Below are 11,238 nucleotides of genomic sequence, written 5' to 3' on the forward strand. Positions count from 1 at the left end.
TCCCCTGTGGGAGCGGGCTTGCCCGCGAATGCGAGCGACCGGGCAACCGCGGAGCACCTGCTGACGCATTCGCGGGCAAGCCCGCTCCCACAAGGGGGCGGTGTAGCTTTCCGAATCCTTGACCGAGCCTGAATGATGAATACTGCATACCGCAAAAACCTGCCAGGCACCGACCTGGACTACTTCGATGCCCGTGCGGCGGTCGAGGCGATCAAGCCCGGCGCCTACGACGGCCTGCCTTACACGTCCCGCGTGCTCGCCGAAAACCTGGTGCGCCGCTGCGACCCGGCCACCCTCGACGCCTCGCTGGGCCAACTGATCGAGCGCCAACGCGACCTCGACTTCCCGTGGTTCCCGGCCCGCGTGGTGTGCCACGACATCCTCGGCCAGACCGCGCTGGTCGACCTCGCCGGCCTGCGTGATGCCATCGCCGACAAGGGTGGCGACCCGGCCGCCGTCAACCCGGTGGTGCCGGTGCAACTGATCGTCGACCACTCGCTGGCAGTGGAGTGCGGTGGCTTCGACCCGCAGGCCTTCGAAAAGAACCGCGCCATTGAAGACCGCCGCAACGAAGACCGCTTCCACTTCATCAACTGGACCAAGAAGGCGTTCAAGAACGTCGACGTGATCCAGCCGGGCAACGGCATCATGCACCAGATCAACCTGGAGAAGATGTCGCCTGTCATCCACAGCGACCGCGGGGTGGCCTACCCGGACACCTGCGTCGGCACCGACAGCCACACCCCGCACGTGGACGCCCTGGGCGTGATCGCCATCGGCGTGGGCGGCCTGGAAGCCGAAAACGTGATGCTCGGCCGCGCCTCGTGGATGCGCCTGCCGGAAATTGTCGGCGTCGAGCTGACCGGCAAGCTGGCACCGAACATCACCGCCACCGACCTGGTGCTGGCCCTGACCGAGTTCCTGCGTAAACAGAAAGTCGTCGGCGCCTACCTGGAATTCCACGGCGAGGGCGCCCGCGCGCTGACCCTGGGTGACCGTGCCACCATTTCCAACATGGCCCCGGAATACGGCGCCACCGCCGCGATGTTCGCCATCGACCAGCAGACCATCGACTACCTGCGCCTGACCGGCCGTGAAGAGCAGCAGGTCAAGCTGGTGGAAACCTACGCCAAGGCGACCGGCCTGTGGGCCGACAGCCTGGACGGCGCCGTCTACGAGCGCACCCTGAGCTTCGACCTGTCGAGTGTGGTGCGCAACATGGCGGGCCCGTCCAACCCGCACGCCCGCGTGGCTACCAGCGACCTGGCAGCCAAAGGCATCGCCGGCAGCTGGGAAGAAGTGCCGGGGCAGATGCCCGACGGTGCGGTGATCATCGCCGCCATCACCAGCTGCACCAACACCAGCAACCCGCGCAACGTGATTGCCGCAGGGCTCATGGCGCGTAATGCCAACAGGCTGGGCCTGGCCCGCAAACCGTGGGTCAAGTCGTCGCTGGCGCCGGGTTCCAAGGCTGTGAAGCTGTACCTGGAAGAGGCAGGGCTGGAGAAGGAGCTGGAGCAACTCGGCTTTGGCATCGTCGCCTTCGCCTGCACCACCTGCAACGGGATGTCCGGCGCACTGGACCCGGCGATCCAGCAAGAAATCATCGACCGTGACCTGTACGCCACCGCCGTGCTGTCGGGCAACCGCAACTTTGACGGGCGTATCCACCCTTATGCCAAGCAGGCCTTCCTGGCATCGCCGCCGCTGGTTGTGGCCTATGCCATTGCCGGTACCATCCGCTTCGACATCGAGAAGGATGTGCTGGGCGTGGTCGATGGCAAGGAAATCCGCCTGAAGGACATCTGGCCGAGCGATGAAGAGATCGACGCCGTGGTGCGTGCTGCGGTCAAGCCAGAGCAGTTCCGCAAGGTGTACATCCCGATGTTCGCCATCGAGGAAGACCGCGGGCCGAAGGTGGCGCCGCTGTATGACTGGCGCCCGATGAGCACCTACATCCGCCGCCCGCCGTATTGGGAAGGTGCGCTGGCCGGTGAACGTTCCCTGCGCGGCATGCGCCCGCTGGCGGTGTTGCCGGACAACATCACCACCGATCACCTGTCGCCGTCCAACGCCATCATGCTCGACAGCGCCGCCGGTGAGTACCTGGCGAAAATGGGCTTGCCGGAAGAGGACTTCAACTCCTACGCCACCCACCGCGGTGACCACCTGACCGCCCAGCGGGCCACCTTCGCCAACCCCAAGCTGTTCAACGAAATGGTGCGCAAGGAAGACGGCAGCGTGAAGCAGGGCTCGCTGGCGCGTATCGAGCCGGAAGGCAAGGTCACCCGCATGTGGGAGGCGATCGAGACCTACATGCAGCGCAAACAGCCGCTGATCATCGTTGCCGGCGCCGACTACGGCCAGGGTTCGTCCCGTGACTGGGCGGCCAAGGGCGTGCGCCTGGCGGGTGTCGAGGCGATTGTTGCCGAAGGCTTCGAGCGCATTCACCGCACCAACCTGGTGGGCATGGGCGTGCTGCCGCTGGAGTTCAAGCCGGGCACCGACCGCAAGACCTTGGGCCTGGATGGCAGCGAGACCTATGACGTGCTGGGCGCACGTACGCCACGGGCGACCCTGACGTTGGTGGTTACCCGCGCCAATGGCGAGCGCCTGGACGTGCCGGTGACCTGCCGCCTGGACACCGCCGAGGAAGTGTCGATCTACGAGGCGGGCGGGGTGCTGCAGCGCTTCGCCCAGGACTTCCTCGAAGCGACCGTGTAATTGCAAGGGGCCGCTTTGCGGCCCATCGCGACACAAGGCCGCTCCCACAACGGGCGGCGCAGTACCTGTGGGAGCGGCCTTGTGTCGCGAAAGGGCTGCAAAGCAGCCCCAGGGTATTTCACCGGACTATCAGGATGCCCAAGACAATGGCACATGTACCCCAGATCAAAATCCCCGCCACCTACATCCGTGGCGGCACCAGCAAAGGCGTGTTCTTCCGCCTGCAAGACCTGCCCGAGCCGGCCCAGGTCCCCGGTCCCGCCCGTGACGCACTGCTGCTGCGGGTAATCGGCAGCCCCGACCCCTACGGCAAGCAGATCGACGGCATGGGCGGTGCGACGTCCAGCACCAGCAAGACCGTCATCCTGTCGCCAAGCATCAAGCCCGGGCACGATGTCGATTACCTGTTCGGCCAGGTCAGCATCGACAAGGCCTTCGTCGACTGGAGCGGCAACTGCGGCAACCTGTCCGCCGCGGTCGGCTCGTTCGCCATCAGCAGCGGCCTGGTCGACCCGGCGCGCATTCCGCGCACCGGCATCGCCACGGTGCGCATCTGGCAGGCCAACATCGGCAAGACCATCATCGCCCACGTGCCGGTCACCGAAGGCGAGGTGCAGGAAACCGGCGACTTCGAGCTGGACGGGGTGACCTTCCCGGCGGCCGAGGTGCAGCTGGAGTTCCTCGACCCGGCAGCCGATGAAGACGGCGGCGGCGGTGCCATGTTCCCTACCGGCAAGCTGGTCGAAGACCTGGAAGTGCCGGGCGTGGGCACGTTCAAGGCGACCTTGATCAATGCCGGTATCCCGACCATTTTTGTCAATGCTGCCGACATCGGCTACACCGGCACCGAACTGCAGGACGCCATCAACGGCGACCCGCAGGCGCTGCTGCGTTTCGAGACCATTCGTGCTTATGGCGCCGTGCGCATGGGTTTGATCGACAATGTCGACCAGGCTGCCGGGCGTCAGCACACACCAAAAGTGGCGTTCGTTGCGCCACCGAGCACCTACACTGCGTCCAGTGGCAAGGCGGTGCAGGCAGGCGATATCGACCTGCTGGTACGGGCCCTGTCGATGGGCAAGCTGCACCATGCCATGATGGGTACCGCGGCGGTGGCGATCGGCACCGCAGCGGCCATTCCGGGCACGCTGGTCAACCTCGCCGCTGGCGGGGGCGAGCGCAGCGCTGTGCGTTTTGGCCACCCTTCGGGCACCTTGCGGGTCGGGGCCGAGGCGCGCCGGGTGGAGGGTGAATGGACAGTGACCAAAGCAATCATGAGCCGCAGTGCTCGCGTGCTGATGGAGGGCTGGGTTCGCGTGCCTGGCGACAGCTTCTAAAGCACTACCGGCGCTCGGCTTCAAGAGGGGCCGCTTTGCGGCCCTTCGCGGGCTTGCCCGCTCCCACAGGTAATCACAGGGTTTGAATGCTGTGATATCCCTGTGGGAGCGGGCAAGCCCGCGAAGGGCTGCACAGCAGCCCCCTTTCACAGGAGCTGGATATGAGCGCCAACGTAGACCTCAATGACCGCCCGGACTACGACCGGGTGCTGCAAACCCTGGCCGACTACGCCCTCGGCTATCGGGTCGATTCCGCCGAAGCCCTCGCCACCGCGCGCAACTGCCTGATGGACACCCTCGGCTGCGGCCTGCTGGCCCTGCGCTTCCCCGAATGCACCAAACTGCTCGGCCCTCAGGTGGAAGGCACGCTGGTCCCAAATGGTGCCCGCGTCCCTGGCACCGCCTACCGCCTCGACCCGGTCAAGGCCGCCTGGGACATCGGCTGCACGGTGCGCTGGCTGGACTACAACGACACCTGGCTGGCCGCTGAATGGGCCCATCCTTCGGACAACCTTGGCGGCATCCTGGCCGTTGCCGATCACCTGTCACAGAAGCACGTCGCAGCGGGTGAGGCGCCGCTGCTGATGCGTGATGTGCTTGAAGCCATGGTCATGGCCCATGAGATCCAGGGTGTGCTGGCACTGGAAAATTCGTTCAACCGTGTCGGCCTCGATCACGTGATTCTGGTGAAGGTGGCCTCGACCGCCGTGTGTGCCAGGCTGATGGGGGCCAACCGCGAGCAGATGCTCTCGGCCTTGTCCCACGCGTTCGTCGACGGCCAGGCCCTGCGCACCTACCGCCATGCGCCCAATGCCGGCTCTCGCAAGTCGTGGGCCGCTGGCGATGCTTCCAGCCGGGGCGTGCGCCTGGCCGATATTGCCCTGCGCGGTGAGATGGGCGTGCCGGGCGTGCTCACGGCGCCGCAGTGGGGGTTCTACGACGTATCGTTCAGTCATACCAACAAGGACCTGGCGCTCAAACCTGCCGGGCAGTACGAGCTGCGTCTGCCTCAGGCCTTGGGCAGCTATGTGATGGAAAACGTGCTGTTCAAGGTCAGTTTCCCTGCCGAGTTCCACGCCCAGACCGCCTGTGAGGCGGCGGTAACCCTGCACCCACTGGTGCGCAACCGCCTGCATGAAATCGACCGCATCGTCATCACCACCCAGGAGTCAGCGATCCGCATCATTTCCAAGAGCGGCCCGCTGGCCAATGCTGCCGACCGTGACCACTGCCTGCAATACATGGTGGCGGTACCGCTGATCTTCGGCCATTTGGTGGCCGAGCATTATGAGGACGCCTTCCACGCCAACCACCCGAGCATCGATCGCCTGCGCGAGAAGATGGAGGTGGTGGAAGACCTGCGCTTCAGCCGCGAGTACCTGGAGCCAGACAAGCGCTCGATCGCCAACGCGCTGCAGGTGTTTTTCAAGGATGGCAGCAGCACTGACCAAGTAGTGGTGGAATACCCGATCGGGCACCGGCGGCGGCGAGGGGAGGGCATACCGTTGCTGGAGGACAAGTTCAGGGCCAACCTGGCGACGCGTTTTGCCCGGCAGCGGTGTGGTGAGATTGTAGAAGTGTGCAAGGATCAGCAGAAGCTGGAAGGGATGGCGGTGCACCGGTTCGTGGATTTGTTTGTGATCTGAGGTTGCCTGTACTGGCCCTATCGCCGGCAAGCCAGCTCCCACAGGTACTCCACAGGTCTTGAGGACGGTGGGGTACCTGTGGGAGCTGGCTTGCCGGCGATAGGGCCAGTACAGGCTGAAACAAAAAAGCCCCGGCATCGCTGCCGGGGCTTTTTCTTGTAGCTTGCAGCTTACAACTTGCCGCTCAGCTTACGCCTGAACCACCGGGATCTTGGCGTTGGCTGCCGCTTCGCGGAACTCGGCGATCTGGTCGAAGCTCAGGTAGCGGTAAACGTCGGCAGCCATGCTGTCGATGTCTTTCGCGTACTGCATGTACTCTTCGACGGTCGGCAGCTTGCCGATGATCGAAGCGACAGCAGCCAGCTCGGCCGATGCCAGGTACACGTTGGTAGCGTCGCCCAGACGGTTCGGGAAGTTACGGGTCGAGGTGGAGACCACGGTCGAACCGGTCTGCACACGTGCCTGGTTACCCATGCACAGCGAGCAGCCTGGCATTTCCATGCGCGCACCGGCCTTGCCGTAGATGCCGTAGTAGCCTTCTTCGGTCAGCTGGTGAGCATCCATCTTGGTTGGCGGAGCCAGCCACAGACGGGTCGGGATACCGCCCTTGACCTTGTCCAGCAGCTTGCCGGCAGCGCGGAAGTGACCGATGTTGGTCATGCACGAACCGATGAACACTTCGTCGATCTTCTCGCCCTGTACCGAAGACAGCAGGCGGGCATCGTCTGGGTCGTTCGGCGCGCAGAGCACAGGCTCCTTGACGTCGGCCAGGTCGATTTCGATGATTTCGGCGTATTCGGCATCGGCGTCAGCCGACAGCAGCTCAGGGTTGGCCAGCCAGGCTTCCATCGCCTGGGCACGACGCTCCAGGGTACGTGGGTCGCCGTAGCCTTCGCCGATCATCCAGCGCAGCAGGGTGATGTTGGACGTCAGGTACTCGGCAATGGCCTTCTCTGGCAGCTTGATGGTGCAACCGGCAGCGGAACGCTCGGCCGAGGCGTCGGACAGCTCGAAAGCTTGCTCGACGGTCAGTTCGTCCAGGCCTTCGATTTCCAGGATGCGGCCGGAGAAGGCGTTTTTCTTGCCTTTCTTCTCGACGGTCAGCAGGCCCTTCTGGATGGCGTAGTAAGGGATGGCATGCACCAGGTCACGCAGGGTGATGCCGGGTTGCAGTTTGCCCTTGAAGCGCACCAGGATCGATTCTGGCATGTCCAGCGGCATGACGCCGGTGGCGGCAGCGAAGGCCACCAGGCCGGAACCGGCCGGGAACGAGATGCCGATCGGGAAGCGGGTGTGCGAGTCGCCACCGGTACCGACGGTGTCAGGCATCAGCATGCGGTTCAGCCAGCTGTGGATGATGCCGTCGCCTGGGCGCAGCGACACGCCGCCACGGGTGCGGATGAAGTCTGGCAGGGTGTGGTGGGTGGTGACGTCGATCGGCTTGGGATAGGCCGCGGTGTGGCAGAACGACTGCATGACCAGGTCGGCAGAGAAGCCCAGGCACGCCAGGTCTTTCAGCTCGTCGCGGGTCATCGGGCCAGTGGTGTCCTGGGAACCGACGGTGGTCATCTTCGGCTCGCAGTAGGCACCTGGGCGCACGCCCTGGCCTTCTGCCAGGCCGCAGGCACGGCCGACCATTTTCTGCGCCAGGGTGAAGCCCTTGCCGGAATCGGCAGGCTGCTCTGGTTTCTTGAACAGGTCGGAAGCACCCAGACCCAGCTCGGCGCGGGCTTTTTCGGTCAGGCCACGGCCGACGATCAGCGGGATACGGCCGCCAGCGCGGACTTCGTCCAGCAGTACTTCGGTTTTCAGCGCGAAGTTGGTGACCAGTTCGTCGCTGCCGTGACGGCGCACTTCACCTTTGTAAGGGTAAACGTCGATGACGTCGCCCATGCCCAGGTCGGTGCAGTCGAACTCGATCGGCAGGGCGCCGGCGTCTTCCATGGTGTTGTAGAAGATCGGGGCGATCTTGGTGCCGAAGCAGAAGCCACCGGCGCGCTTGTTCGGAACAAACGGAATGTCGTCGCCGAAGAACCACAGTACCGAGTTGGTAGCGGATTTACGCGAGGAGCCGGTACCGACCACGTCACCTACATAGGCAACCGGGAAGCCCTTGGCCTTGACGGCTTCGATCTGCGCCAGCGGGCCGACCGAACCTGGCTGCGAAGGCTCGATGCCGTCGCGGGCCATTTTCAGCATCGCCAGGGCGTGCAGCGGGATGTCAGGGCGCGACCAGGCATCCGGAGCAGGCGACAGGTCGTCGGTGTTGGTTTCGCCAGGCACCTTGAACACGGTCAGGGTGTATTTGTCGGCGATGGCCGGACGCGAGGTGAACCACTCGCCGGCAGCCCAGGAGTCCAGCACAGCCTTGGCGTGAGTGTTGCCGGCCTTGGCTTTTTCGGCCACGTCGTGGAAGGCATCGAACATCAGCAGGGTGTGCTTGAGCTTTTCGGCCGCGACGGCGCCCAGTTCGGCGTCATCCAGCAGCGTGACCAGCGTTTCGATGTTGTAGCCGCCCTGCATGGTGCCCAGCAGCTCGGTGGCGTGTTTGCGGTCGATCAGCGGCGACTTGGCTTCGCCCTTGGCAACAGCAGAGAGGAAAGCAGCCTTGACGTAGGCAGCTTCGTCGACCCCTGGCGGTACGCGGTTGGTGATCAGGTCTACGAGGAAGGCTTCTTCGCCGGCCGGCGGGTTTTTCAGCAGCTCGACCAGGCCTGCAGTTTGTTCGGCGTTCAGCGGCTGGGGCACGATACCCAGGGCGGCACGCTCTTCGATGTGTTTGCGGTAGGCTTCAAGCACAGTTATTTCCCTCATCAGTGGTCCCTAAAGGGGGTCCGGGACGCTTATCCAGCATTCAATGCACCCATGCGCTGCCACGGCTTTGTGGGCCGCCCAGCCAGAGTCGCAAAGAATCCTTACAGAAGCTGCTTTCAAAGTTTTACGCCTGCAGAACGGGGAGCTGATGAGGGCTGGCGCGGGCATGCGAGGGATGCATGGCCCGGGCCAACGCCGTTCTACCGGATTAACTGTGCTCGTGACGCTTTGAAAACAGCTTCCAACGGACATTGTTGCCTTTGAAAAGGCCGGATGATTCTACGGCAAAAAAAGCCCGAAAGTAAGGCGCAGAAGATGACTTTAACGAGTGACCCTGGTTAGACAAAGGGCTAACATGGGTCCGTGTTCCTCCGCCAAACTGTTGTTTTTCATGTCCAACAAGTCCATCAAGACCCCTTGCGTCGGCCTGTGCTCCACGGTGTACGGAGACACGGTGTGCCGTGGCTGCAAGCGTTTTCACCACGAAGTGATCAACTGGAACGGCTACGACGACGCGCAGAAGCGCGCGGTGTGGCTGCGCCTTGAGCAGTTGCTGGTGCAGGTGATGATGGCCAAGCTGGAAGTGTTCGACAAAAGCCTGCTGCGCCAGCAACTGGAGCAGCGCTCCATCCGCTTTGTCGAGCAGCAGTCGGAGTATTGCTGGGCGTACCAGCTGATTGCCCGCGGGGCGCGGATGATCCGTGACCTGGAGGCCTACGGCATGGTGTTGCTGCCAGAGTTCCGCGACTGGGAACTGCCACAATTGCGCGATGCCATCGATCGCGAGTTCTTCCTGCTTTCAGAAGCGCATTACCAGCGCTACATCGCCCCCAGCTTCCTGCGCGATGCCTTGCAGGCGGGTCAAGGTTGAAGCCTTTTTGATAAAGCTACCGGCCTCTTCGCGGGCTCGCCCGCTCCCACAGGTACATCACAGCCCTCAAGAACGGTGATAATCCTGTGGGAGCGGGCGAGCCCGCGAAGAGGCCAGCACATCACTTGACTCAGTCGCCGGTGTATTCGCAACCGCTGGTGCAGGTTTCGTGGATGCGCACCTTGGACAGTTCCGGCATCAGCGGCTTGACCTGTTCCCAGATCCACTTGGCGATCACTTCGCTGGTGGGGTTTTCCAGGCCCGGGATGTCGTTCAGGTAGTTGTGGTCCAGCTGCTCGTAGATCGGCTTGAAGATCGCCTTGACCTCGGCGAAGTCGCGGATCCAGCCAGTGTGCGGGTCGAGCGGGCCGGTCAGGTGCAGGCCGACCTTGAACGAGTGGCCATGCAGGCGGCCGCATTTGTGCCCTTCAGGAACGTGGGGCAGGCGGTGGGCCGATTCGAATGTGAACTCTTTAAAAATTTCCACGCTGTCGTAACTCTGTGTGAATCAACAATGCGCGCAGTCTACCAGCATGGCCGTTACAAGGCTTGCAGGCGTTCATGCAGCCGCCCGGTGGCGATCAGCTCCAGCAACTCGTCGCCCAGGCGCTGGCTTTCGGCGATGGCCTTGTACCAATAGCGCTTGCGGCCTGGCGCATCGCCGATGAAGCGCTTGAAGTCGTTGCGGTCGGGCAGCTTGCCGTAGGGCAGGGCGGCCAGGTACTGCGGCGAAGGGGTCATCAGCAGCACGTTCTGCAGGCGGGTGGCATCGCCCTTGCGCCAGGGCAAGGCCTTGTCGAACCAGCCGGGTACCACCTTGTCGGTGAAGTGCGGGTACAGCACCAGGTCGTCGCCGCGGTAGGGCAGGTCGAGGTGGTAGTCCAGCAGGCCGCCGTCGCGGTAGGTGCCTGCACCCGCGCCGGGGATGTCTTTCACACCCTGCATGACCATGGGGATCGAGCCCGAGGCGAGCAGGGCGTGGCGCAGGTTGGCCAGGTCCAGCGGCAGGTAGCGTGAGGGGAAGTCGGTCAGCGCGTCGAGCGGCGGCGCGGCGCGCCCGTCGTGCAGGATGATGCGCTCGAAGTGGCGCGCCAGGCGCGAACGGCCTAGCAGGTTGCTGGCGACCACCGAGCCCAGGCCCAGGCCCAGGCGGCCGCGATGGTCGTGGGCAAGCTGGCCATGGCTTTTCACTACCAGGATATTCAGGTGATAGTGCGGGTTGGCCAGCAACTGGCCGTCGCGGCCCTGCAGCAGGTCATCGAGCATGCGTTGGCAGCTGTGGCTGATTTCGGCCGGGGTGACACCCTTGGCAAAATCCAGTTCGGTGTACAGCTCGCCCAGGCGACGGATACCGGCGACCGGGTCGTCGAGGCAAGCACTGGCGAAGCGCCAGGCGCCGATCGAAGCGCCGATCAGGGCGCGCTGGCGCGGTGCCGAAGGCAGCCACTCGCCGAACAGCGCCAGGTCCAGGCCCTGGATACCCAGCGGCTTCGGGCCACCGGCCGCACCCGGGAGCACTCCGACATCGGCCGCCTGCAGGCCGCGCTCGCGGATATGCCGCAGGGCGCGCTGGCCGGCCTTGAAGGTGAGGGCGGGGTACTTGATGTGGATGGTGCTCATGGCGGATCTCTTGGGCTTGTAGGAGCAGCCTTGTGCTGCGAAAGGGCCATTACAGACTACACAACTGTTGTACCTGCACGGGCCCTTTCGCAGCACAAGGCTGCTCCTACAGGGGAGCGAGTCTGGCTGGAGGTGTAACTGCGCTATCATGGCGCCAGCTGTTTTCAGGTTGAATTAAGGACCGGTGGTTAGTCTTAACCCCGTAGACAACTTACACAGTTCTCAG

The 11,238-nt window shown here is 63.9% G+C and carries 7 protein-coding genes; 4 read left to right on the forward strand and 3 right to left on the reverse strand.

All coding sequences use genetic code 11. The annotated features are described in order from the left end of the window. Positions 1 to 135 precede the first annotated feature (135 nt). From acnD to prpD, 3 genes are all read left to right on the forward strand, one after another. The gene (gene acnD / locus AK81_RS20955; RefSeq protein WP_043202156.1) at positions 136 to 2,724 is read left to right on the forward strand and encodes a Fe/S-dependent 2-methylisocitrate dehydratase AcnD; all 2,589 of its coding nucleotides are present in this window, start codon (positions 136 to 138) and stop codon (positions 2,722 to 2,724) included. A 146-nt stretch (positions 2,725 to 2,870) separates the two neighbouring features. Next, positions 2,871 to 4,061 (forward strand): 2-methylaconitate cis-trans isomerase PrpF, encoded by a 1,191-nt coding sequence (gene prpF / locus AK81_RS20960; protein ID WP_043202096.1) that lies wholly within the window; start codon positions 2,871 to 2,873, stop codon positions 4,059 to 4,061. Positions 4,062 to 4,222: 161 nt separating this feature from the next. Then, a complete protein-coding gene (gene prpD, locus AK81_RS20965) occupies positions 4,223 to 5,707 on the forward strand; it encodes a 2-methylcitrate dehydratase (RefSeq protein ID WP_043202098.1) in 1,485 nt (494 codons plus the stop codon). Positions 5,708 to 5,896: 189 nt separating this feature from the next. Here prpD and acnB read toward each other — a convergent pair whose 3' ends face one another. Further along, a complete protein-coding gene (gene acnB, locus AK81_RS20970) occupies positions 5,897 to 8,506 on the reverse strand; it encodes a bifunctional aconitate hydratase 2/2-methylisocitrate dehydratase (RefSeq protein ID WP_043202101.1) in 2,610 nt (869 codons plus the stop codon). A 406-nt stretch (positions 8,507 to 8,912) separates the two neighbouring features. On the opposite strand from acnB, the gene AK81_RS20975 reads away from it, so the two are divergent. Then, positions 8,913 to 9,392, forward strand: coding sequence for a DUF1289 domain-containing protein (locus tag AK81_RS20975; protein ID WP_162491984.1), 480 nt, complete (start codon positions 8,913 to 8,915; stop codon positions 9,390 to 9,392). 130 nt (positions 9,393 to 9,522) lie between these two features. Here AK81_RS20975 and queD read toward each other — a convergent pair whose 3' ends face one another. Both queD and AK81_RS20985 read right to left on the reverse strand, forming a co-directional pair. Next, the gene (gene queD / locus AK81_RS20980; RefSeq protein WP_043202104.1) at positions 9,523 to 9,879 is read right to left on the reverse strand and encodes a 6-carboxytetrahydropterin synthase QueD; all 357 of its coding nucleotides are present in this window, start codon (positions 9,877 to 9,879) and stop codon (positions 9,523 to 9,525) included. A 53-nt stretch (positions 9,880 to 9,932) separates the two neighbouring features. Next, positions 9,933 to 11,012 (reverse strand): patatin-like phospholipase family protein, encoded by a 1,080-nt coding sequence (locus tag AK81_RS20985; RefSeq protein WP_043202106.1) that lies wholly within the window; start codon positions 11,010 to 11,012, stop codon positions 9,933 to 9,935. Positions 11,013 to 11,238 lie beyond the last annotated feature (226 nt).

This window comes from Pseudomonas putida W15Oct28 (assembly GCF_000708715.2).
In the GTDB taxonomy this organism is placed as follows: Bacteria; Pseudomonadota; Gammaproteobacteria; order Pseudomonadales; family Pseudomonadaceae; genus Aquipseudomonas; species Aquipseudomonas putida_R.

Bases quoted from the DNA above. Each gene is read 5' to 3' on its own strand.
- prpD (WP_043202098.1), top strand. From the start codon at position 4,223: ATGAGCGCCAACGTAGACCTCAATGACCGCCCGGACTACGACCGGGTG.
- AK81_RS20985 (WP_043202106.1), bottom strand. From the start codon at position 11,012: ATGAGCACCATCCACATCAAGTACCCCGCCCTCACCTTCAAGGCCGGC.
- AK81_RS20975 (WP_162491984.1), top strand. From the start codon at position 8,913: ATGTCCAACAAGTCCATCAAGACCCCTTGCGTCGGCCTGTGCTCCACG.
- acnD (WP_043202156.1), top strand. From the start codon at position 136: ATGAATACTGCATACCGCAAAAACCTGCCAGGCACCGACCTGGACTAC.
- prpF (WP_043202096.1), top strand. From the start codon at position 2,871: ATGGCACATGTACCCCAGATCAAAATCCCCGCCACCTACATCCGTGGC.